15 protein-coding genes and 4 tRNA genes are annotated in these 23,811 nt (G+C 39.6%); 8 read left to right on the top strand and 11 right to left on the bottom strand.

Annotation, left to right across the window (positions count from 1 at the left end; genetic code table 11):
- Positions 1-639: 639 nt before the first annotated feature.
- Complete coding sequence (locus tag AC07YT_RS09060) at positions 640-1,524, bottom strand: AraC family transcriptional regulator (RefSeq protein ID WP_086548835.1); 885 nt, start codon at positions 1,522-1,524, stop codon at positions 640-642.
- Between the two features lie 125 nt (positions 1,525-1,649).
- Here AC07YT_RS09060 and AC07YT_RS09055 point away from each other — a divergent pair, with 125 nt between their 5' ends.
- The 4 genes from AC07YT_RS09055 to AC07YT_RS09040 all read left to right on the top strand — a co-directional run bounded on the left by AC07YT_RS09055 (position 1,650) and on the right by AC07YT_RS09040 (position 12,580).
- Positions 1,650-2,981 carry a sugar porter family MFS transporter gene (locus AC07YT_RS09055; RefSeq protein ID WP_086548836.1) on the top strand — a complete coding sequence of 444 codons (1,332 nt, stop codon included), beginning with the start codon at positions 1,650-1,652 and terminating at the stop codon, positions 2,979-2,981.
- Between the two features lie 101 nt (positions 2,982-3,082).
- On the top strand, positions 3,083-6,400 hold the full coding sequence (locus AC07YT_RS09050; protein ID WP_086548837.1) for a DUF5107 domain-containing protein: 3,318 nt from the start codon (positions 3,083-3,085) through the stop codon (positions 6,398-6,400).
- Between the two features lie 101 nt (positions 6,401-6,501).
- The gene (locus AC07YT_RS09045; RefSeq protein WP_086548838.1) at positions 6,502-9,744 is read left to right on the top strand and encodes a DUF8487 domain-containing protein; all 3,243 of its coding nucleotides are present in this window, start codon (positions 6,502-6,504) and stop codon (positions 9,742-9,744) included.
- Between the two features lie 46 nt (positions 9,745-9,790).
- The gene (locus AC07YT_RS09040) at positions 9,791-12,580 is read left to right on the top strand and encodes a DUF8487 domain-containing protein (RefSeq protein ID WP_086548839.1); all 2,790 of its coding nucleotides are present in this window, start codon (positions 9,791-9,793) and stop codon (positions 12,578-12,580) included.
- Between the two features lie 18 nt (positions 12,581-12,598).
- Here the strand turns inward: AC07YT_RS09040 and AC07YT_RS09035 are convergent, their stop codons facing one another.
- The 8 genes from AC07YT_RS09035 to AC07YT_RS09000 all read right to left on the bottom strand — a co-directional run bounded on the left by AC07YT_RS09035 (position 12,599) and on the right by AC07YT_RS09000 (position 18,670).
- Positions 12,599-13,687 carry a PepSY-associated TM helix domain-containing protein gene (locus AC07YT_RS09035; RefSeq protein WP_086548840.1) on the bottom strand — a complete coding sequence of 363 codons (1,089 nt, stop codon included), beginning with the start codon at positions 13,685-13,687 and terminating at the stop codon, positions 12,599-12,601.
- Positions 13,668-16,331: a TonB-dependent siderophore receptor gene (locus AC07YT_RS09030; protein ID WP_494945285.1), complete on the bottom strand. Its 2,664-nt coding sequence runs from the start codon at positions 16,329-16,331 to the stop codon at positions 13,668-13,670. The genes AC07YT_RS09035 and AC07YT_RS09030 overlap by 20 nt, the downstream gene beginning before the upstream one ends.
- Positions 16,332-16,421: 90 nt before the next feature.
- Positions 16,422-17,342 carry a FecR family protein gene (locus AC07YT_RS09025; RefSeq protein WP_086548842.1) on the bottom strand — a complete coding sequence of 307 codons (921 nt, stop codon included), beginning with the start codon at positions 17,340-17,342 and terminating at the stop codon, positions 16,422-16,424.
- A 76-nt stretch (positions 17,343-17,418) separates the two neighbouring features.
- Positions 17,419-17,919: an RNA polymerase sigma factor gene (locus AC07YT_RS09020; RefSeq protein WP_086548843.1), complete on the bottom strand. Its 501-nt coding sequence runs from the start codon at positions 17,917-17,919 to the stop codon at positions 17,419-17,421.
- Between the two features lie 152 nt (positions 17,920-18,071).
- Positions 18,072-18,143: transfer RNA gene (locus tag AC07YT_RS09015), tRNA-Glu, on the bottom strand.
- Positions 18,144-18,212: 69 nt separating this feature from the next.
- Positions 18,213-18,288 (bottom strand) — tRNA-Met (locus AC07YT_RS09010).
- Between the two features lie 164 nt (positions 18,289-18,452).
- Positions 18,453-18,524, bottom strand: a tRNA-Glu gene (locus AC07YT_RS09005).
- A gap of 70 nt (positions 18,525-18,594) precedes the next feature.
- Positions 18,595-18,670, bottom strand: a tRNA-Met gene (locus AC07YT_RS09000).
- A 114-nt stretch (positions 18,671-18,784) separates the two neighbouring features.
- On the opposite strand from AC07YT_RS09000, the gene era reads away from it, so the two are divergent.
- The 4 genes from era (at position 18,785) to AC07YT_RS08980 (ending at position 22,389) form a co-directional block, all read left to right on the top strand.
- Positions 18,785-19,681 (top strand): GTPase Era, encoded by an 897-nt coding sequence (gene era, locus AC07YT_RS08995; protein ID WP_086548844.1) that lies wholly within the window; start codon positions 18,785-18,787, stop codon positions 19,679-19,681.
- Positions 19,682-19,697: 16 nt separating this feature from the next.
- Positions 19,698-20,204, top strand: a complete 507-nt coding sequence (locus AC07YT_RS08990) for a TlpA family protein disulfide reductase (protein ID WP_086548845.1) — start codon at positions 19,698-19,700, stop codon at positions 20,202-20,204.
- A gap of 155 nt (positions 20,205-20,359) precedes the next feature.
- Positions 20,360-21,661, top strand: a complete 1,302-nt coding sequence (gene der / locus AC07YT_RS08985; RefSeq protein WP_086548846.1) for a ribosome biogenesis GTPase Der — start codon at positions 20,360-20,362, stop codon at positions 21,659-21,661.
- 218 nt (positions 21,662-21,879) lie between these two features.
- A complete protein-coding gene (locus AC07YT_RS08980) occupies positions 21,880-22,389 on the top strand; it encodes a GNAT family N-acetyltransferase (RefSeq protein ID WP_086548847.1) in 510 nt (169 codons plus the stop codon).
- Positions 22,390-22,521: 132 nt separating this feature from the next.
- Here the strand turns inward: AC07YT_RS08980 and AC07YT_RS08975 are convergent, their stop codons facing one another.
- Together AC07YT_RS08975 and AC07YT_RS08970 are read right to left on the bottom strand one after the other, a co-directional pair.
- On the bottom strand, positions 22,522-23,028 hold the full coding sequence (locus AC07YT_RS08975; RefSeq protein ID WP_086548848.1) for a GNAT family N-acetyltransferase: 507 nt from the start codon (positions 23,026-23,028) through the stop codon (positions 22,522-22,524).
- A 115-nt stretch (positions 23,029-23,143) separates the two neighbouring features.
- Positions 23,144-23,740 carry a short chain dehydrogenase gene (locus AC07YT_RS08970; RefSeq protein WP_086548849.1) on the bottom strand — a complete coding sequence of 199 codons (597 nt, stop codon included), beginning with the start codon at positions 23,738-23,740 and terminating at the stop codon, positions 23,144-23,146.
- Between the last annotated feature and the right edge of the window lie 71 nt (positions 23,741-23,811).

The raw sequence follows: 23,811 nt of genomic DNA, 5'->3' as shown, positions 1-23,811 counted from the left end.
CATATTCTAAAGGCGATCGTCATGCTGAACTTGTTTCAGCATCTTTTTTGCTATTAAAAACATTATAGCCCAAAAAGAACTATCGTTTACGCACAAGTATTAATTTTTTCCGCTCTCTGCCGCGGGGCATGGTAGTTTTTCGCAGATCATGCTGTTTTTATTTGTGCTCAAGTCCCGATTTTCATCGGGGTTGGAGCGCCAAAGTACCCAAAGCGCTTTGTCAATCCGGCAAGGTGGCTTCTCACTGCCCTAGGCTCATCAAAAAAACAGCGGCACTTCGTTTAATCAGGAATTGTTTTTATTTCTTTAGCCTGATTGAGCCCTTCGGGTTTTGTGTTCAATACCTTTTAAAAGCTGAGAATCATGATTATTGAACACAAACCACTGCGTTTAAGGTTTGGTAGTGCTATTTGTTCTATTCCGCAAATGTTTTTTTTGATTTTTCTGCCACTTTGGATTGAAGAAGTTCTTCGGCAAAGCCTGAACTTTATTAATGTTGGTTAGCAAAAATGCCTAAAAAAACCAAATCAGAAGATCTGCCCACACGATAACAAAAGTTCGGGACAGACAGTCGGCTGAAAAGTCCTTCCCGCAATGACGATTCCTCACAGTCTATCACTGCAAAAAAATTATACCTCTTTATTTTTTTCTCTTATTTCTATATGCTTTAGGCGACATCCCCATTTGACGTTTAAAAAAGCGGGAAAAATAAAACGGATCACTCATGCCAATTTCTGTTGTGATCTCTTTTATGCGCATAGGAGTAAACATCAAATACTGACAGGCTTTTTGTAGTTTAAGGTGATTTACATATTCCATAGGCGGGTACCCTGTTTTTTGCTTGAACAAAAAAGATAAATGAGAAGCAGAAATATTTAAATCAGTGGCCATCTGCGTTAATGATAATGTTTGCTGAATATTATTCGTCATATAATCAATCGCTCTGTTTACAATACCCAGGTCCTGGTTAGTTTTGTCGATATCGAACTTATTTTGGTAGGCAAAGCTTCCTAAAAAGTGATAGAAGCAAAGGCTGGAATACTCCATGTTTTCGACACTGTAACCACGCTCAAGCTGATGGTATATCGTGTCGAATAGTGCTATTCTTTTTTCAGAATAATGGATAAATTCTTTGCCGTTATTTAGTCTTAAACTGATGTCATTTACGATAGAATCGGCATTTTGGCCGGTAAAGTGTGCCCAATAAATAGTCCATGGATTATTTCCAACGGTACCATAAACATGTTCGGTGCCTTTAGGGATGATGAAAAAATTATTGGGTTCTATCTCATAAACTTTTTTGTCTATTTTAACCGTTCCCCGCCCTTCTGTACAGTAAATAAGGATATGTTCATTTGTGCCATTTGCCCTTTTTCGGTAATGAAAACGTGCTTTAGGGTAATAACCTATACTGCTTACACACATGCTGTTGATTACACTGTTGCTTGCGCAAGTTTTGGATAGTATTTTTTTTGGCACTATTACGGCCTTTTGCCCCTCAAAACCATCATTTTTTTTTATCATTCTATTTTTTTACAAGAAAGTAAGAAAATCCATTATTATCCTCAATCCGTGCATTGAAATGTTACCGCGGTATACTGATGTTTGTGTATGTTTTGTATTTATCAATAACCAAATATATGCACACAATGTCTCAAAGCAAATTTAATACGGCTTACATCACTTTCATCTCCTTACTTGCGGCAGGCGGGGGCTATTTATTTGGCTTCGATTTCGCCGTAATATCAGGCAGTTTACCCTTTTTAGAGAAACAATTTCAGCTTACCCCTTACTGGGAAGGTTTTGCAACCGGCAGTTTAGCTTTAGGCGCCATGGTAGGCTGTTTGATTGCCGGTTATGTGTCTGATGCGTATGGACGTAAGCCGGGGTTAATGATTGCAGCATTTGTGTTTTTAGCTTCGTCCTTAGCGATGGCTATGGCGCCAAACCGTGATTTTTTTATTGTTTCCAGGTTTTTTTCCGGCATAGGGGTTGGCATGGCGTCGATGTTATCGCCGATGTATATCGCCGAATTGGCGCCTCCAAAATTTAGAGGCCGTCTGGTTGCCATTAATCAGTTAACGATTGTTTTGGGGATATTGATTACGAATCTGATCAATTATACGTTAAGAAATACTGGCGAAGATGCCTGGCGCTGGATGTTTGGGCTTGGGGCAATCCCTTCAGGTATCTTTCTTATAGGCATTTCAATACTCCCTGAAAGTCCGAGGTGGCTGGTACAAAAAGGTAAAAACGAAAAAGCACTTAAAGTTTTAAATAAGATCGGAAATCATGAATTTGCTGCCGATGCTTTAAAAAATATAGAGCAAACCTTGCAACGCAAATCCAATGTGGAGCATGAGAGTATATTCAATAAAATGTATTTCCCTGCAGTGATGATCGGTATCGGTCTGGCTATTTTTCAGCAGTTCTGTGGCATTAATACCGTTTTTAATTACGCACCTAAATTGTTTGAAAGCATAGGTACCTCGCAGGATGACCAGCTTCTACAAACAGTGTTTATTGGAGCGGTAAATGTGATATTCACGATTTCGGCCATGTTTTTAGTCGATAAAATAGGAAGAAAACCATTAATGCTGATCGGGGCAGGTGGTTTGGCCGTTTTGTATGTGCTCATCTCTCAGTTGTTGGCATCTGGCTCTACCATGGTTTCCTGGTTTTTATTGAGTGCCATTGGCGTTTATGCCGTTTCGCTTGCACCGGTTACCTGGGTGCTCATTTCGGAGATATTTCCAAACAAAGTCCGTGTAAAAGCCACTACCTGGGCTATACTATGTTTATGGGGTGCATATTTTGTGCTTGTATTTACCTTTCCAATTTTATTCGATTGGCTCAAAGAAAGTATTTTTTACATCTATGCAGCGATCTGCACTTTAGGCTGTATTGGGATCTGGAAATTTGTTAAAGAAACCAAAGGAAAAACCCTCGAAGAAATCGAAGATATACAGATAGTACATTAAACCTGGTTTACAATAAAATAATTACCGCACTCAACAAACCATGCAGATTAAACCTGCAATGCAATAATATTACTATTTACGATTAACACTTTATATACAATATGGAAGTAAAAGCCTGGGAAGAAAAAGTAATTATCCCTACCTATAAAACGAGCGGGCCAGACAAGAATCCAATGTTTCTTGAAAAGAGAATTTATCAGGGAAGTAGCGGCACGGTTTATCCGCACGCTGTAATAGACCAGGTATATGATGAAAAGGTAGATCAGGAATATCTTGCTGTTTTTCTGGAAAACGATTTTATTAAAATCATGATTTTGCCAGAACTGGGTGGACGCATTCAGATGGCCTACGATAAAACAAATGATTATCATTTTGTTTATTACAACCAGGTTATAAAACCAGCGCTTGTGGGTTTAACTGGTCCCTGGATATCGGGAGGAATAGAGTTTAACTGGCCCCAGCATCACCGTCCCAGCACTTTCGATCCTATAGATTTTACGATTGAAGCACACGCCGACGGGAGCAAAACCGTTTGGGTAAGTGAAATTGAAAAAATGTTCCATACCAAAGGGATGGCTGGTTTCAAATTGTATCCCGAAAGTGCTTACCTCGAAATTACCGGTAAACTTTATAACAGAACGACATTACCGCAAACTTTTTTGTGGTGGGCAAATCCGGCGGTTGCAGTTGATGAACATTATCAATCTGTTTTTCCGCCAGATGTAACAGCCGTTTACGATCATGGAAAAAGAGATGTCTCACTTTTTCCGATAGCTAAGGGGACTTACTATAAAAAAGATTACGCACCAGGTACCGATATTTCATGGTACAAAAATATACCTGTGCCTACCTCATTTATGGCCGTAGGTTCTGATTTCGATTTTGTTGGCGGCTATCACCATCAAAAACAAGCAGGAATTTTACACATTGCCAATCACCATATTTCGCCGGGTAAAAAACAGTGGACCTGGGGATCTGGTAACTTTGGACAAATGTGGGATAAACATTTAACGGATGAAGATGGACCCTATATCGAAATAATGACAGGCGTTTATACCGATAATCAGCCAGATTTTTCGTGGATTATGCCCAATCAGGAAATAACTTTTACCCAATATTTTCTGCCTTACAAAGAAATCGGTTACGTTAAAAATGCTACAAAAGATGCCTTAGTTAACTTAACATTTAACGGCGACACCGCAAATGTTAAAGTTTATGCTACAGCCATTCAGGATCAGGCCAATATTACCTTGAAGTTAAAAGGACAAATCCTTTTTAGCAGCCAGGAGAACCTATCACCACTTAAAGCTTTCGAAACCACCATTAAACTGCCCGAAAACTATGTTGAACAAGATATAGAATTGATGGTCAGTAATTCGGCAGGGGAAAAATTAGTGGTTTATTCGCCAATAGCGGTAAAGGATGTAGATGTTTCGCCAGAAGCAGCCAAACCCTTAGTGGCGCCTAAGGCGATGAAAACGAATGAAGAACTTTACATGGCCGGACTTCATTTAGAGCAGTACAGACACGCCACCTATTCGGCCAAGGACTATTATGAAGAAGCGCTGAAACGGGATGATACCGATATCAGAAATAACAATGCATTAGGCTTATATTATTTTAGAAGAGGGCAATTTGCCGTTTCTGAAAAGTATTTTCAAAGTGCAGTTAACACCTTAACCAGGCATAATCCAAATCCTTACGATGGTGAACCCTTATATCATTTAGGATTGAGCCTGTTATATCAGGATAAGCTTAACGATGCTTATGATAAGTTTTACAAAGCAGCCTGGAATGTAGCACAGCAAGACAACGCTTATCTGCAGTTAGCCAAAATAGAAACCATTAGAAATAATTGGAATGAGGCCCTGCAATTGGTAGATCGGGCCCTGATCCGTAATGCACATGGTTTTAAAGCAAGGCACTTAAAAACATTGCTGTTACGCAAATTGCAAAGATTCGACGACGCGGCGAAACTAGCCGCCGAAACGTTGTCGATTGACCATTTTGATTTCGGTTCTATCTATGAATTATCTTTAATCCATCAGCAAAACCCTGCTGAAAGCCAGAAATGGGTAGAGATTTTAAAAGAAAGATTAAGAGATAATGCACATAGCTATATTGAAATCGCCATCGATTATGCGGCCTGTGGCAGGTATGAAGAAGCAATTGCTTTATTGCTGTTATGCGAAAATAAAGAGCAGCAACCTTTATACTTTTATTACCTGGCTAACTATAACGCCCGATTGGGTAATAGAGAAAAAGCTCATCAGTATCTGTCGAAAGGCTTTGAACTGGGGCCGGATAAAGTATTCCCCAATCGCTTAGAGGATATTGAAATCTTAAAATTTGTGACCAAAGAAAATCCGCAGGATGATAAGGCATTTTATTATCTCGGCAATTTATGGTACGATAAAAGGCAATACGAAGAAGCCATAAACTGCTGGAATGCGTCGGTAAGTATAAATCCCGATTTTGCCTCAGTAAACCGTAATTTAAGTATCGCTTATTATAATCGGGATAACAATGAAGAGAAAGCATTGTCTTTCATGGAGAAAGCATTTTTTAACGACCCCACAGACGCCAGGGTATTGTTGGAATTGGATCAGCTGCATAAAAGATTAAATTATTCCATTTCTTACAGATTGACTTTTCTGGAAAAATATAAAGCACTCCTATTAAACAGGGATGACCTGTACCTGGAATACCTTACGTTAAAAAATCTTAACGGAGATTTAGATGAAGCCTTAGCCTTATTAACCAGCCGTAAATTTCATCCATGGGAAGGTGGAGAAGGTAAAGTAAGTCAGCAGTATGTTTTTGCAAAAGTAGGTTTAGCAAAAATGGCCATTACACAAGACGATTACACTGGGGCGATAAAATTACTGAATGATGCGACTGTATATCCTGAGAATTTAGGCGAAGGCAAGCTGTACGGTACCAGAGAAAACGATATTGATTATTGGCTGGGCGTAGCATACCGTCATTTAGGTGATCAAAAAAATGCAGAAGCATATTTTACCAGTGCAAGTGCAGGCGATATGGAGCCAACTGCGGCTATATTTTACAATGATGCACAACCCGATGCCATATTTTACCAGGGATTGGCCTACCGTGAGCTGAAGAATAATCTTGCTGCAAATGAAAAGTTTAACAGCTTAATCGATTATGGAAAACGCCATATGGATGACAACATTAAGCTGGATTATTTTGCCGTATCCTTACCCGATCTGATGATTTTTGATGATGACCTGAACAAACGCAACAAAGTGCATTGCCTGTACATGGCCGCATTAGGATATACTGGCCTGGAAGAAAACAACCTTGCAGAACAAAGTATAAATGAAATATTGATGCTGGATAACGGACATCTGGGTGTAAGGGCAATAACCAATCACACCAATTCAGTTAAAAACTGATCTTATATATTACAAACCAAAGCATCATGAGCATACTTTCCACAAAAAGGAATGGTAAATGTTCATGATGGCTTAAAACCATAAAAAACAACAGATAAAAAATGAAAAGATATTTTCATATAAAAGGGTTTTTGATTTTTATAATTTTCATCTTTCTCCACTTAAATAGTAGCGCCCAGCATATCATTTCATTAGCCGGTAAATGGTCTTTTGAGTTAGATCCCGATAGCTTAGGTTACAAACAAAACTGGTCAAAAAAAGTACTCCAAAAGTCGATACAACTACCCGGCACTACCGATGAGGCTGGATATGGAACAGTTACCAAAGGTTCTGATTATGGAATACTTACCCGTGCACATAAATATGTCGGACCAGCCTGGTATCAAAAAAAAATAACCATTCCTGCGGCATGGAACAATAAAAAGGTTAACCTTTTTTTAGAACGTGTTTTATGGGAAAGTAAAGTATATGTTGATGGCAGGGAGGTTTCAGCCCTATCACCATTATATATTGCACACCAACATGCTTTGGGTAGGCTAAGCAAAGGTGTACATACCATTACCATCTGTGTCAATAATGATATGGTTCATAATATTGGCGATAAAGGCCACGGCTATTCAGAATATACGCAAAGTATCTGGAATGGGGTGGTAGGCCGTATCGAGCTGCAAAAACAGGAAGATGTTGCCATTCATACGGTTAAAACTTATCCCGATCTTTCGGCAAAAAGCCTGCGGTTAGAGGCCTTGATCAACAACTCGCTGCAAAAGAAAATGCCACTCATCCTTACAGCTACCCTAAAAGATCAAAAAACAGGGAAGGTAATCCGTACGCAGCAACAGCAGGTAGTGGCAAAACCTGGCCAAGCGAAATACGATATGGTTCTTGATCAATTAAAAGGAGTTAATGCCTGGGATGAATTTGACCCTGCTTTATATCAGGTTGCCCTGCAAATTAAAAATGGCATTTCGGCTGCACCCTGGACTGATGTAATCGGATTTAGAAAATTAAGCACCACGGCACATAAAATTTTAGTAAACGACAAAGTTTCATACATCAGGGGGAATTTGGATTGTGTACACTTTCCGCTAACCGGTTATCCCTCTACCAATGATAAAGATTGGGAAAAGATTTTTCAAAAGTACAAAGACTATGGCCTGAATACCGTGCGTTTTCACTCCTGGTGCCCGCCTGAAGCTGCCTTCAGGGTTGCCGATAGAATGGGTATTTACATACAGGCGGAAGTCCTGTGGATCGATTGGTGGATGTCTAAACCCAATCCAGACCGCCCGGAAATGGACACGAAAGGTTTTCCACAGGGTTTAGGGAAAAACCCAAGTGCCGATAAATTTGTACAGGAAGAAATGAAGCGTATAGTAGATACTTATGGCAATCATCCATCTTTCCTTTTCTTCTGTATTGGTAATGAACTCGGAAATTCTGATTTTACAGTAATGCAGGAATGGATTAAAAAAGTAAAACAAGAAGATCCACGTCGCTTATATGCTGTTTCTACGGCCAGAAAAATCACTCCGGTTGACGATTATATGGTTACCCACAATATCCCCGGCGTAGGTGGAACCTATGGTAACAGCATCAATAAAACCGATGCCGATTTAGAAAAGAATTACAGCAAGGCAACTATTCCCATCATTGCACACGAGGTGGGGCAGTATCCTGTTTATCCGGAATGGAAAGAAATTGATAAATACAAAGGCGTTTTAAAAGCACGTAACCTCGAAGGTTTTAAAGAAATGGCGCAAAAAAATGGCATTGCAAGTCAGGATGCCGATTTTCATCAAGCCAGTGGCGCTTTGCAACAATTGTTATATAAAAATTTAATAGAGAATGTACTGCTTGCACCATCGAGTGCTGGTTTTCAGCTGCTGAGCATGCAGGATTACCAGGGACAGGGTGAGGCTTTAATCGGTTGGTTAGATGCTTTCTGGGAGGATAAGGGGATAGCCGATCCTAAAGTATTCAGGCAACATTCAAACGCCGTTGTACCATTAATCCGCATTAACAGTTTTACATTTACGCAAAGCGATACCATCAAATTATCAATGGAGGTGGCCAATTATTTCAAACAAGATATTGGTGCAAAACTGAACTGGCAATTAACGGATGATGGTGGAAATGTAATTAAAAGTGGTACAGCTTCAACAGATCGTTTTCCACAGGGCACATTAACTGCGGCCGGACAGTTGACCATCGCCTGTAACAGCTTTCCTGCGCAAGCAAAAAAATATATGTTCAGCCTGCAGCTGGCGGGCACAGAATACCGCAATTCATGGCCTTTGTATGTATTTCCAAAAACGCCTGAAATCATAGGTCATAATACTGTTTATGTAGCTTCCGAATGGGATAATAAAGTTGATAGTGTTTTAAATAATGGTGGTAAAGTATTACTTCTGGCCAGCAAACTGGGCACCAAGAATACAGCTAAACCAGTTTCTTTTACACCACTTTTTTGGTCGAGTAGTTTTTTCCCTGGACAGGGAAATGAAACTTTAGGTTCACTGATTAATACCCAAAGTGAAGCCTTTAAAAATTTCCCAACTGATGGTTTTGCCAGTTGGCAATGGTATAAAGCGGGCAGTGGCGCAAAATACTTCGATCTATCGGCAATGCCCGAAACCTTTAAGCCATTGGTACAGCCCATTTCCGATTTTCATTACAATAAAAAGCTGGGCAGTATATTCGAAACCAAAGTAGGCACAGGTAAACTGCTGGTTTGTGGTTACGATTTCACCAAAAAAGAAAATGCCTATTTACAGCAACTCAGGTATAGTTTAACGAATTATATGCAGAGCAATGCGTTTAATCCAGGCCAGGCACTTCCAGTTGAAAAACTTAAGGTCATACTGGCAAAAGTGCCGACAGCAGAAAATCAGAGTTTATTGCCCGATCAGTTTAAAAATGCCATTCTTTATTTAAACGCCGGAAAAAAAGCAAGTACAGCTAAAAGCGACTGGAATAATACGCTGGATGAAGTTGTGGTAAACAAAGGCTTTACGTATGAAGTAAGTGGTGCTAAGGTTTCGAAAGAGAATGAAAAGGGCAGCTGGTCGTCAAGACGGATGAATATTAATATTGCTCCGCCAAATGGAATAAAAGGTTACATCTACCTGCATTTCACCAACCCAAATGCTTCAAAAACATCCGGCATCGTTTCTTTAGAAGGCAGGGAATTGGCCATTGGTGAAATACCAGCTACGGGCAAATGGATAAAAGTATTTATGATGAGGGAAGATACTAACGATGGAAAGTTAAATATAAACGTAACTGCCGAAGGTGGCGCCAGTATTGAAATAGATCAACTGGTCGTGGTACCAGAAGATTAGTTGCCCTTGATATAACTAAAGAACCGATTACTAAATATATTTTTAGATGAAGAAATTATGGTTTGCCTGTTTTTTTCAACTTCTCCTCATCTCAGGCGTGGTTGGACAAGGCAAAAACAAAACTGCAATTGATGAAGCGCAAATAGATCTTGCCGGAACCTGGTTGTTCCGAATGGATTCTCTTAAAGTTGGGGAACAGGAAAAATGGTACAGCAAGCCTGCTCCATTTTTTCAACAAAAAATACAATTGCCCGGTACTACTGATGATGCCGGTTTAGGAAATCCCCTACAATTGAAACCTGAGCTTAAGCGCGCTGTAATGTTGCATTTGTGGCGTAAATTTTCATATGTTGGGGCAGCCTGGTACCAAAAAGAAGTAAATATTCCTGTATCCTGGAATAATAAACAAATATCCCTGCTGTTAGAAAGAGTAATCTGGCAAACGGATGTATGGGTTGATGGAAAAAGCGTGAATGTACAGGGTGAAAGTCTTAGTGCACCACATGAGTTTGATTTATCAGCTTTTTTAAAACCAGGAAAACATACCATTACCATTAGGATCGATAACAGTAAGAAATTCGATATTGGCGATGGACATGCTTATTCAGCCGAAACACAGATTATTTGGAATGGTGTAATCGGGCAGCTACAGCTGATTTCCAGACCAAGCATTTATATTAAAAATGTACAGGTTTTTACTGAAGAAAAATTAAAAAGGATAAAAGTTGTCAGCGAGATTGAGAATAAGTCTGGTAAAAAAATTACTTCAACCCTCCATTTAACAACCATAAGCAATCAGGTTAAATTTAACAATGCACCTGTTCCGGTATTGCTGAAACCCGGTATAAATACGGTGGTGAATTATGTGGCCATTCAATCGGCCATTAAAAAATGGGATGAATTTAATCCATCATTATATAAGCTAAATGCAACGGTAAAATATGGCACTACAATACATAGCACAAGTACCAGTTTTGCTTTTAGAACATTGAGCAGTAAGGGCTCACAACTGCTCATCAATGATCGGCCTTTGTTTTTAAGGGGAACCTTAGAATGCAATATTTTTCCATTAACCGGGTATCCGCCAATGGAAAAAGCAGGGTGGAAAAAAGTTTTCGAAAGTGCAAAGGCATATGGCTTAAACCATCTCCGTTTTCATAGCTGGTGCCCACCTGAAGCAGCTTTTAGTGCGGCTGATGAAATGGGTTTTTACCTGCAGATCGAATTACCCGCATGGTCGCTTAAAATAGGAACCGATAAATTGGCTGACGATTTTTTCGATAGGGAAGCCAGTAGGATCATCAGGTATTATGGTAACCACCCATCGTTCTGTTTTTGGAGTATGGGCAACGAAATGCAAGGCAACATGAAATGGTTAAGTGATGAGGTTGTTAAATTAAAAGCGCAAGACCAGCGGAGGATGTATACCACTACTTCCTACACCTTTGAGCGGGGATTTGGCGATTGGCCGGTAACAGCTGATGATTATTTTATTACACAACGAACCAAAAAAGGATGGGTACGGGGACAAGGAATTTTTGACGTTGAAGCACCTTCTTTTAACAAAGATTATGCTAAATCGGTAGATAGTTTGCCCGTTCCACTCATCACCCATGAGATTGGACAATATGCTGTGTATCCCAATATCAATGAAATTTCTAAATATACCGGTGTACTTGCTCCATTAAACTTTATGGCCATTAAAGATGATCTGGAAAAGAAAAAAATGGTTTCGCTAGCTGGTGATTTTACAAATGCCAGTGGGAAGCTTGCCGTACTCCTTTACAAAGAAGAAATTGAACGGGCGCTTAAAACCAAAGGAGTAAGTGGATTTCAATTGTTAGACCTACACGATTTTCCGGGACAAGGAACTGCACTGGTGGGTATCCTTGATGCATTTTGGGAAAGTAAAGGTTTAATTAAACCAGAAGATTTTAGGAAATTCTGTGCGCCAGTTGTGCCACTGATCAGATTTGAAAAGGCAACTTACACCAATGATGAAACCTTTAAAGCTAAAATCGAGGTGGCTAATTTTGGCGCGGCTCCCTTAAAAAATGCAAACATAATCTGGCAGATTAAAGGCGATCATAACATGCTGGTTGCATCGGGTAAAATAAGCGGTACAAATATTAATCTGGGAAATAGTTCCGTTGTAGGAGAGATTAATGCTGTTTTAACTAAAGTAGATCGGGCACAAAAATTAACGGTACATGTAAGCATTGAAAATACGCGATATAGCAACAATTGGAATATCTGGGTGTACCCTCAAAAAGTGGAAACAGTAGTTAGAGATGTTATTTTTACTACCGATTACCAGGAGGCTGCAGATGCTTTAGCACAAGGGAAAAAGGTGTTGTTAAATCCAGCTAAAGAAAAAATAAATGGTGTTGAAGGTAAATTTGTACAGGTTTTTTGGAGCCCGGTTCACTTTCCTAATCAGCCGGGTACGATGGGTTTGTTGATCAACCCTCAACATCCTGCTTTTGAAAACTTCCCTACTGATAATCATACAGACTGGCAATGGTGGGACCTTTGCAAAAAATCAACAACGTTGGAGCTCGATAGTATAGGTTTAGCGCCTTCGGCCATTGTGCTGCGAAATATTGATAATTTTTTTAAAAATAGAAATATGGCCAGCATAGTTGAAGCCAAGGTTGGCAATGGTAAGTTATTGCTCTGTACAATGGATATCAATACCAATATCGCCAATAGGCCAGTCGCCAGGCAGTTAAAATACAGCCTGTTGAGGTATATGGAAAGTGATAAATTTAATCCAGTGACCGTATTAGAAAAAGAGCGTTTTAAAAGAATAGAAAAATTGCCAAAGCAAAAATAGTATTAAGAAGAAACGTGTTTAACGGTTATTCGCTGCCTTTTTCCGCCAGAGCCAAATTAAGAAGCCTGTAATGGGGAGTGAAGCCGTAATTAATCCAGCGAAAAACACAAGAAGTTTGCCCCAGAATCCAAAAATACTTCCGGTGTGCAGATCGTAATTAAGTGCTTTTACTTTATCTAATGCAGGTAGGGAAGAAAATGATTTCCCCTTTAATAATAATTTACCGCTGTAGCGATCAAATCTATATTGAACTTTCTGATGGATTCGCTGAGGATCAAGATAAGCTGAAACGTTAACTGTTCCTCCTTTGGTAACCGGAAGATTATAAAGGAGGTAGGAGGCCTCCTTACTCAGCGATTTGGTATTTGAAAGAATAAGGTGATTTGGCGTTGGTCCGGCCAATGATGTGGTATCTGAAAAAATCTTTACTTTTTTGTCGGATACCAGATCAAACGACCACATCAGGCCGGTAAGCGAAATGATTAACAATATTAAAAAAGCATAAAACCCGAAAACCTGGTGCAGATCGTAATTCAGGCGCTTTGCTTTCGCATCCCATTTTACCTGAAGCTTTTGTTTCCAGAAATTTATTTTCCATTTCTTTGGCCACCAGAGTACAATGCCCGAAAGGAGCAATATCACAAAACAAACTACCGACCAACGGATGATAAAATGACCAACAACATCTCCAAGCAGCAAAGTACGATGAATGGAAAGCACCACATTGAAAAACTCCTTGTTGGCGTCTTCATGAAATACAATTTGTGCGGTGTAGGGATTTAGGTATACTTTTTCAAAATATTTCTCTGCTTTGTATGCCCTGAACATGTAGGTTCTATCCGGCGATTGCTGTATTTCTACCCTGGATATTTTTTTAAGCCCACCGAACTTTTTTTGTGCAACAAACAAAAGCTGATCGAATGATTGTTTTTTTGCGCCATGGGGAATATCTACATATAATCTGTCATGATACAGAACAGCTTTTAATTCATCAGAAAACGAATAAATAGCGCCTGTTAAACCGATTACAAACACCACTAGCCCGGATGAAAGTCCGAGCCAGAGGTGTAATAGGTAGATGATTTTTTTAAAACCTGTACGAAACATTGGCAACAAAAGCTCTTGGCATCTGGGCACTCAATACACCCTGGCCGGTAAAGTACAATTGATTAGTAAGATTATCCACCTTAAATCCCAGACGATATTTTCCGGTGTCATAAAATGCGGTTGCATTCATCATCACATACGATGGAAGCGTGAATATCCCGGTTACAGCAGAATTAGAGGTTAAATGTTTGCCTACATAATTTGTGCCCAATCCAAGCCCCAATCCTTTAAGCTCTCCTGAAGGAAGAACATAACTGATCCAGCTATTAATTAAGGTGGCAGGACCAGCAGAAGCTGGTCTTCTGCCTTCGAGCGCGACAGTAGCTTTGGTCAGTTTACTGTCGTTGTAACTATATCCGGCAATAATATTTAATCCCTTTAACGGATTGGCGATCAGTTCTAATTCGACACCTTTACTCCGCTGCGTGCCATTTTGAACCGTAATATTATAAGTTGTTCCACCTACAATCAGGTCCTCGTTGCGGGTTAGGTTATCCACTTTAATATCATATACGCTGGCAGTGAAGCTTAACAAACCATTAAACAGATCGGTTTTTACTCCTGCCTCAAACTGATTAGCATGCTGCGGTTTAAATGTACCCGATACACCAGCGCCTTCAGGCTGTGTAACGGGTGCTACGTTTGCAAAACCGTTCATATAATTTCCAAAAACAGATACCTGATCTTTGATTACATGATAAACTAAACCTAACTTTGGCGATACAGCCGTTTGCATGTATTTGCTATTGGTAACAATGGTATTGGTGGCCTGGTTCAATGTACCTCTGTTCTGGAAACGATCAACACGTAAGCTTAACATGGCCAGTAAACGGTTGGTAATATTCAGTACATCCGAAGCATAAGCGCTATAGATATTGCTCTTTCCAATGTTCTTAGTTGGTGCTGCCGTACTTGCTGCTAATCTGGCCTCAACAGCCGCTCTCGAAAGTTTTACATAATTCGGATCTGATGGATTTAATCCACTTACGTTATCAAATACCAGGTATGGCGAATTGTTATTGTTTATCGTTTGGTTAAGGTAATCGAGACCAACAATTAATCTATTTCGAAGCCCCAGTATCTTAAAATCTCCGATAAAATTCTGCTGGATATCACTCGCGGTATTTGTCGAGTTTTGAAGACTGATATTCCGTTCTAACATTTCATCGCTGGTAGCACCTCTGATAAATTCATATTGGTAAAAGCCATCCGATTTTCTGGAATTGCTAGAATAAATGGTTTGTGAGCGCCATTGATCTGAGATCTGGTAGTTTATTTGTGCCTTAATGTTTACGGTTGGGTTTTTCATGGTCAGATCGTTCGAGTTGTAAGATCTTTTCCAATCAAAATTTAATTCTTCCGGTGTGGTGGCAATAAACTTTCTTACCCTGTTTAAAAAGATTGTTGATGAACTGGTTGCCTCTGTTTGATAGAAACCAGCGTTAAGGCTGAGTGTTAAACGGTTCGATGCACGGTATTCTACCGCAGGGGCAAAAAATGTTGTCCTTCTAAAACCAGCATCCTGAAAGCTGCCCTGGTATTGGTAAGCTGCGTTCATCCTAAATAATAACTTCGAATTCTTTTTAGCTGGTCCGTAAACGTCGGCTGTTATTCTGTTCAGTCCGAAGCTTCCGGTAAGATAAGATATCTCTCCACCTGCCGTATCAATGGGCTTTTTGGTTACAATATTGATGAGGCCACCAAACGATACCACTGCGCCGCCAAAAAGTGTTCCTGACGGACCCTTAATCAGCTCAACCCGTTCGATATTGGATGGATCGATTTCACCATTGGTTTGCGATGGTAACCCATCAACCAATGCAGCTTCGGTTCTAAAACCTCTCATACTATAATACGATGCACCATCAGTATTAATGCCCCTCGATCCCTGAATTTTATAAACCCCGGGAGAATTTTTAAGCGCATAGCTGAAATCCGTAATCATTTGTTCGTTTAACAAGGTTTTTGGGATGGTGGTATAAACCTGAGGGTTATCTAAATTTGCCAAAGGCATTTTTGCTGCCGTAGTGGTTTTTTTTACCGAAAATCTATTGGTTTCACCGCCATTAATCACTACCTCATCCAATTCTGAATGGCTTTCGCGTAAAGTAAAATCTGCGCTAACTTTCGTGCCGGCTTTGATGTTGATTTCTCTGCTCTGACTTTCTAAGCCAATATAGCTAACAAAAAGTGTATGTGCGCCTTCTGGTATATCACGAAACCGGTAATTCCCATCAGCGTCAACAATCGTAGTGCGTAAGCGATCGAGACTAACACTTACAAATTGGGCAGGTTTTCCTTCTGCAGTAATTACCTTACCACGAACTTCGCCCTTAGCCTGTTGTTTAATGGTAATGTCTTTCCCGCTAGCCGTAAAGGTCAGTCCGGTTTTTTTAGCTAATTCGATCAGGATTTCGTTAACCGATAAAGCTGATGGTGATAAGGTAATGGTTTTGTCCAGCTCAGTATTGAGATCACTGTAGATAAAATTCAGGCCTGCCTTTTTTTCAAGTTGTTCGAGTGCGGCACGTAATTTTAGTGTTCGTGGAGAAATGTTTACAGTTGCCTGCTGAGCAAAACTGTTGCTCGAGAGCAGGAGGCATAGCAAAATACAAAAGGCTGAGAGAACAGACTTTAAATTCATAAATTTGTAATTGATCATTGATTGTGAGAATTGATGGTAATTTTAACTACCGGGGTGTTGACGCACTTCCGGTAGTTTCTTGTTTAATTTTTATTTATAGACTTCAATATATTTTCCTGAATTTTTAAAGCGATAATCAGAAGCCCGCTCCATAAGTTGTAGCACTCTGCTTATAGACTGTTCTCCAAACTTTCCGCTAATGGGTTTATCAAGTTGGCAGCTGATTTTGAATTTAAATCCATATCGGTTCTCGAGCGTCTCCAGTACCTCGGGCATAGGTGTATCATTAAAACGGATCGTACCGGTTTTCCATGCTGTTACCCCACTGGTATCTACCTGAGTAATGCTTAAAAGATGTTGATTGTGTTTATTGAAAGTTAAACTTTCTCCTGGTTTTAGGATACTCAGCGCACCATTTTTCGGTTGGAAACTAATCTTGCCCTGGGTAAGGGTAACCTCAAGAACAGGTGCTGATTTTAGATTGCGCACATTAAACCTCGTTCCAAGGACCTTAATTTCACTGTTGGCGCTATTTAAGATAAAGGCTTGTGCGGAATTATGTCGGATAATAAAGAAGGCTTCACCAGAAAATAGCGTTACATTTCTTGTGGTTTTGTCGAATTTACTGGGGTAAGAAATTTTACTTCCTGGTTGAAGTTCTACTTTGCTGCTGTCGGGCAGGGTAATGGTACTGGGTTGCCCAAACGGGGCATTAAATACTATATTTTGCGTCTGGTGTTTCTGCTGGTTAAAGAAGAAAAATCCAGATGCCAGCGCAATACTAGCGGCTATCGATCCATAGATCAGCCATTTGAAATTGATTTTTCTTTGAATCGGCTTTAGGTGAGGCTGAATGGCTGAATAAATCTCCGCCTGAATACGCTCATCCTCAATTTTTGATCCTTCAGGGAATTGCTCGTCGGCAAGCCATAACTCAACCTGTTTTTGCTCCGAAGGACTGCATTTGCCTTTAGCATACCTTTCCAGTAAGTCGGCATCGATATCTTCCATACCTATATCTACCCTTAAGATGGGATTACCCTACGCGAAATCTGAAAAATATTTTATTTGAGGATGATTGGATACTTTAAGCAGGGTTGAGAACTGCCCTAAACTCCTTAAGTACACGCGAAATATGTTTTTCAACCGTTTTTACAGCTATTCCCAATTCTGATGCAATTTCTTTATAACTCAGCTGCTGTTCTCTGCTCAGTAGAAAGATGCTTTTAGTTGGTTCTGTGAGGTTTGATATAAACACTTCAAGTTCTCCTGAAAGTTCTTTATCAAGCAGCATCGCCTCCGGATTGTATCGTAAAGCTTCAATCTCGCTGCCAAAGTTTACATCCGTAATTTCTTCCTGTTGTTTCTTGTTCCTGAAAAAATTAAGAATCTGATATTTGGTACACCGGGCAAGATATTTGGATGCTTCCACCTCATTTTCAAATGTGATTTCCCTTTTCCAGATGGATAAGAATATATCCTGACAGATATCTTTGGCGATTACCTCGTCGCCACATTTTGATAGCGCTAACCCATAAACATTGCCCCAATGTAGATTAAAGAAATCGATAAATTGCTGGTTGTTCATATCTGTTTGGAGGATATGCGGCAAATATAAGCTTATTTAGACTTGTTACAAATAGTGGCTGTGTTTTTATTTGAATGTTGGCAAAGATTATACCCATTGCTATTTCATGGAGCAAAAAAAAGCACCAATCTTTATCAGATTGATGCTTTTCGTAGCCCGTAGGGGAATCGAACCCCTGTTTCCAGAATGAAAATCTGGCGTCCTCACCCCTAGACGAACGGGCCATTTTCAGTATTTTAATTTCCAGTTATCATTTGCAATTAAAACTGCCAATTGATAACGACCAACTGAATTGGTAGCGGGGACACGACTCGAACGTGCGACCTTCGGGTTATGAGCCCGACGAGCTACCAACTGCTCCACCCCGCACTCTATGTTGTCATTTTAACCTTCGGGTTATGAGCTCAGCGAGCGTACTCCCGAAGTTTCGGGACTCCACCCCGCACTCTCATGTATTTTTAAGGAATACCAACCTTCAATTTTGCAGTGTTGAAACTGATAAAAAAAACTGCTCAGCTCTTGTAGCGGTTTCGTAGCCCGTAGGGGAATCGAACCCCTGTTTCCAGAATGAAAATCTGGCGTCCTCACCCCTAGACGAACGGGCCATTTTCAGCATTTTAATTTCCAGTTTACAATGTGCAATTAAAACTGCCAATTGTAAACCACCAACTGAATTGGTAGCGGGGACACGACTCGAACGTGCGACCTTCGGGTTATGAGCCCGACGAGCTACCAACTGCTCCACCCCGCACTCTATACAACTCGTTTTTTTCTTTGAATTAAATCCTTAACTCTGTTTCCGAATTGGAATGCAAAGATATAATTCGTTTCTTTGTGCTGCAAATTTTTTTTAAAAAATATTTTAATGGCGCATAAAGCAGGTTTTGTTAGTATAATAGGTAAACCAAATGTAGGTAAATCTACCCTCATGAATGTGCTTGTAGGCGAGCGACTTAGCATTATAACTCCTAAGGCACAAACCACAAGACACCGCATTTTAGGGATCGTAAATGAAGAAGAATATCAGATCGTTTTCTCTGATACTCCGGGTATAATTAAGCCAAAATACAGTTTACAAGAGAGTATGATGAGCTTTGTTAACGGATCTTTGACTGATGCGGACGTACTTTTATTCGTAACCGACATTAATGAAGAGCATGATGAGGAAGACGTTCTGGAAAAAATTCTGAACCGTAATATCCCAACAATTGTACTCATCAATAAAATCGATAAAGCATTACAGGAACAGGTTGACGAGAAGATTGCCTACTGGCAGGAGAAGCTAAATCCGGTTGCTATTTATGCCATTTCGGCTTTACATAAACACAATGTCGACGGATTATTGGACCGCGTACTGGAAATGTTGCCAGAACATCCACCATATTATGATAAAGAAGATTTAACCGATCGCTCAGAACGTTTCTTCGTTTCTGAGATTATTCGTGAAAAAATCTTCCTTAATTATCAGAAAGAAATTCCTTACAGTACCGAGGTCATTGTGAAGAGTTTTAAAGAAGAAGAAATGAAAAACGGTAAAGGTGCCATGATCAGGATTACTGCAGAAATTGTGGTAGAACGCGATTCGCAAAAGAACATTTTAATCGGTACGGGCGGGAGTATGTTGAAAAAGGTGGGTACCGAGGCACGTTTAGAAATCGAGAAGTTTTTAGATAGCAAGGTTTTCCTGGAAATGTTTGTTAAAGTAATCCCTGACTGGAGAAGCAAAAAGAATTATTTAAAAAGCTTCGGTTACGATAATTAATTTCGAATTTTAGGAGATGAAGAAAAGTTTAACGTTTCTCTTGCTGTTGATCGGTACAACAGTTTTTGCCCAGGAATCAAACAATGGTAAAAAATTGTGGGCAAAATCTATCCTGAATGAAAAAGCACCGGATTTGGTTGTGGAAAAGTGGATTTCGAAACAGCCCGATACCAAAGGCAAGTTTGTCTTAATCGATTTTTGGGCAACCTGGTGCGGGCCATGCCGGGCATATATCCCTACATTAAACGATATTCAAAAGAAATATGCTGATAAAATGGTAATTATTGGTGTTTCTGATGAAGCAGCAGAAAAAGTAGAAGCTTTTAGTAATCCTAAAATCAACTATTTTGAAGCTATTGATACGAAGGGAACGGTAAAAGACTCACTTCAGGTTAAAGGTATTCCGCATGCTATTTTAATTGATCCGAAAGGAATAGTAAGGTGGGAGGGTTTCCCATTATTGCAGGGAAATCAATTAACCGAAGAAGTCATAAAAGGACTTTTAGAGAAGTATAAAAATTAATATTAATAGAGGTTACGAAAAATAACCGTACCTTTGCAGCCCGAAATAAATCGGTTAGTAGTTGATAGTCAATGGCTGATAGCCAAATAGTTTGAGCAGCTTGCCTAAACACCACGACCATTAACTATAAGCCATTAACTATCAAAAGAACACCCATGAGTAATATTATAGCCATCGTAGGCAGGCCAAACGTAGGCAAGAGCACCCTTTTTAATAGACTAACAGAAAGCCGTAAGGCCATTGTAGATGATATGAGCGGCGTAACCCGCGATAGGCACTATGGTGTGGGCGAATGGATAGATAAACAATTTACCGTAATCGATACGGGTGGTTACGTAGCCAACTCAGAAGATGTTTACGAAGCCGCAATCCGCGAGCAGGTAATGATCGCCATCGAAGAAGCCAGTGTTTTGGTTTTTATGGTCGATGTAACTACAGGCATTACCGATTTAGATGATGATATTGCGCAGGTATTGCGCAGAAGTAACAAACCGGTTTTTGTTTGTGCAAATAAAGTAGATAATACCGCTTTATACAATGAAATCCATACTTTTTATGGTTTTGGACTAGGCGAAGTATATCCATTGTCATCCATGACAGGTTCTGGAACAGGAGAGTTATTGGATGAAATTGTTAAAAATTTCGAAGATATTGCGGAAGAGGAAAACCAGCTGCCTAAAATTACCATTGCAGGTCGTCCTAACGTGGGTAAGTCTTCTTTGGTTAATGCATTAATTGGTAAAGAACGTAATATTGTTACCGCAAATGCAGGTACAACCCGCGATTCGATTAAAATCCATTATAACCAGTTCGGTCATGAATTTATGTTGATCGATACCGCCGGATTACGTAAAAAAACAAAGGTTAAAGAAAACTTAGAGTTTTATTCGGTTATGCGTACCATTAAAGCTTTAGAAGAGGCTGATGTGGTAGTATTAATGATTGATGCGGTAGAAGGAATCGAAAGTCAGGATATTAATATTTTCCACCTGGCCGAGAAGAACAAAAAAGGGATCGTAATTCTGGTTAACAAATGGGATTTAATTGAAAAAAATACCCAGACCATGAAAGCTTTCGAGGAGCAGATTCATGAGCGTATCCGCCCGTTTACCGATGTGCCGATCATTTTCACATCTGTATTAAACAAACAACGTATTTTCAAAGCCATTGAAGCGGCTTTAGAAGTTTATAAAAACCGGAGCAAGAAAATTCCTACATCTAAATTAAATGATGTGATGTTGCCATTGATCGAGAAATTCCCGCCACCGGCATTAAAAGGAAAACACATTAAGATTAAATACATCACACAAATTAATGCCACTTCGCCAATGTTTGCCTTTTTCTGCAACTTGCCTCAGTACATTAAAGATCCGTATAAACGTTTCATTGAGAATAAATTAAGGGAAAACTTTGATTTTTCCGGTGCACCAATCCAGATTTATTTCAGACAGAAATAAGGTAAGGTTGAAGGTTTAAAGGTGGAAGGCGTAAGGTCAATATACCTACAAATCAACGTATTTAAAACAGGGCTGTTTCTTTGAGAAATAGCCCTGTTTTTGTTTGCTTGTCAAGATTTGTAATCTCGTCGCAGGGTGTTGTGGATTTTGAAATCCACCAAAAGCCAGGATTTGTCCATCCCGGCTAACAGATAAAAATTTACCCTTACCTTTGCCTCATGCAATTACAAGTTCTAAATAGCCAGACAACTGATATCGATACCATTTTCCAATTTTATGATATGGCTATAGCTCATCAAAAGAAAGTGTTTAACAAACACTGGCAAGGCTTTAGCAGGGAAATGGTACAGGCCGAAATTGATGAAAACCGTCAATATAAAATTCTGGTAGATGGCTTAGTGGCCTGTGTATTTGCTGTTACCTTTAACGATAGCTTGATTTGGGGTGATCGCGACCACGATGCAATTTATATCCATCGGATTGTAACCCATCCCGAATTTAGAGGTTATTCTTTTGTGAAAGAGATTATCAAATGGACCAAAGATTACGCAGCAAAAAACAACATTAAATTTATCAGAATGGATACCTGGGCCGACAATGAAAAACTGCTCGAATATTATACGGGTTGCGGTTTTGATTATGTTGGTGTAGTAACCATGGAAAAAACTGATGGATTACCAAAACACTATGAAGGAATTAGTTTAAGTCTGTTTGAGATTGTGCTATAAAAACTGGAATTTTTATAAAGCAATCGTCTTGCTGAAATAAACGATCCTCATGCTGAACTTGTTTCAGCATCTCTCATGTAAAAAAATAACCTTTGGGTAGATCCTGAAATAAATTCAGGATGTTGGTAAAATTTACCTCAATTCAATTTTCCAGCTTAACATATCATCAACTTCTCCAATATGGGTAAAGTTGTTTTTTTCCAATATAGAATAAGAGGCTACATTATCTTTCGTGGTGGCCGCAAAAACAGATTTTACCTTGGGCTGCTCCTTTGCCCATTCTATTATCCTGCCAACGGCTTCAGTCATAAATCCTTTTCCTCTAAATTCTTCGTAGGTACCATAACCAATTTCGATTTCGCCATTGGGATCGGGCTCACCAACAAAACAGATATCGCCTACCATTCTATGATCGGGTTTGGATATAATCGTCCATAAAGTATGGTACAGGTAATCTTTATCCTTATCGAAAACGTTAGGTAAAATGGTTTGTTCCAGCGCATCGTGAAGAGAAGGCGAAATGTTTTTCTTTGTTGGCAAAAGGCCTAACTCCTGTTCAAGGGAATGATCATCTTTAATATATTTTAAGAGCTGATTGTGTGTTAAGGGTTTTAAAATGAGGCGTTGTGTTTCTATCATTATTGAGATTGTTAGACAGACTAATATAATACTTTGAGTTTTGAATAACCAAAATTTTAGAACAAGCTTTTGTTAAAAAACGATGTCCTGGATTTATTAAAAATGAGGGGCGAAATTAATAAACCTTTATTACCTGGCCTGTTACAATACCCAGCACGCTTTTCTCGTAGGCTTTGACTACTTTATCCATGGTAACTGGAATTTCGCCGGGAAATGAATCGAAATAAGCGGGCGAATCTTCAACCACATTAGGGCTGATGGCGTTTAAACGAACCCCGTTTTTAAGTTCCGGAGCAGCCGCGAGGACAAAAGAATTTAACCCTCCATTTACTGCGCTTAGTGCGGCGCCTGCTGCAACCGGATGATCGGCCAATATGCCCGATGTTAGCGTAAATGAGCCACCTTTATTAATGTAGTGCTGACCGATAAGCACCAGGTTAACCTGCCCCAATAGTTTATCCAGCAGGCCACGCTTAAATACTTCCCCTGTCATTTCACTTACAGGTGCAAAAGGACCTTTTCCGCTGGTACTAATCAGTGCATCGAAAGGACCTATCTGCTCAAACATGGCTTTAATCGATGCTTCATTGGTAATATCTACCTGAACATCGCCCTTGGTATTTCCTACGCGGATTATCTCATGTTTTTGCGCAAAAGCTTCGGCTACTTTTTTGCCCAGTGTACCTGTTGCGCCTACAATTATTATTTTCATATAAAGCAGTTTAATGTGCGAATACTAATTTAGCATCGTTATTAAACATCAGCTTTATTAAAATGTTTGTA

The organism is Pedobacter sp. GW460-11-11-14-TSB4 (genome assembly GCF_059423705.1).
The sequence above is the reverse complement of the archived record's forward strand: the minus strand, read 5'-3'. Positions and strand labels throughout refer to the sequence as shown.

Bases quoted from the DNA above. Each gene is read 5' to 3' on its own strand.
- AC07YT_RS09060 (WP_086548835.1), bottom strand. From the start codon at position 1,524: ATGATAAAAAAAAATGATGGTTTTGAGGGGCAAAAGGCCGTAATAGTG.
- AC07YT_RS09055 (WP_086548836.1), top strand. From the start codon at position 1,650: ATGTCTCAAAGCAAATTTAATACGGCTTACATCACTTTCATCTCCTTA.
- AC07YT_RS09050 (WP_086548837.1), top strand. From the start codon at position 3,083: ATGGAAGTAAAAGCCTGGGAAGAAAAAGTAATTATCCCTACCTATAAA.
- AC07YT_RS09045 (WP_086548838.1), top strand. From the start codon at position 6,502: ATGAAAAGATATTTTCATATAAAAGGGTTTTTGATTTTTATAATTTTC.
- AC07YT_RS09040 (WP_086548839.1), top strand. From the start codon at position 9,791: ATGAAGAAATTATGGTTTGCCTGTTTTTTTCAACTTCTCCTCATCTCA.
- AC07YT_RS09035 (WP_086548840.1), bottom strand. From the start codon at position 13,687: ATGTTTCGTACAGGTTTTAAAAAAATCATCTACCTATTACACCTCTGG.
- AC07YT_RS09030 (WP_494945285.1), bottom strand. From the start codon at position 16,331: ATGAATTTAAAGTCTGTTCTCTCAGCCTTTTGTATTTTGCTATGCCTC.
- AC07YT_RS09025 (WP_086548842.1), bottom strand. From the start codon at position 17,342: ATGGAAGATATCGATGCCGACTTACTGGAAAGGTATGCTAAAGGCAAA.
- AC07YT_RS09020 (WP_086548843.1), bottom strand. From the start codon at position 17,919: ATGAACAACCAGCAATTTATCGATTTCTTTAATCTACATTGGGGCAAT.
- era (WP_086548844.1), top strand. From the start codon at position 18,785: ATGGCGCATAAAGCAGGTTTTGTTAGTATAATAGGTAAACCAAATGTA.
- AC07YT_RS08990 (WP_086548845.1), top strand. From the start codon at position 19,698: ATGAAGAAAAGTTTAACGTTTCTCTTGCTGTTGATCGGTACAACAGTT.
- der (WP_086548846.1), top strand. From the start codon at position 20,360: ATGAGTAATATTATAGCCATCGTAGGCAGGCCAAACGTAGGCAAGAGC.
- AC07YT_RS08980 (WP_086548847.1), top strand. From the start codon at position 21,880: ATGCAATTACAAGTTCTAAATAGCCAGACAACTGATATCGATACCATT.
- AC07YT_RS08975 (WP_086548848.1), bottom strand. From the start codon at position 23,028: ATGATAGAAACACAACGCCTCATTTTAAAACCCTTAACACACAATCAG.
- AC07YT_RS08970 (WP_086548849.1), bottom strand. From the start codon at position 23,740: ATGAAAATAATAATTGTAGGCGCAACAGGTACACTGGGCAAAAAAGTA.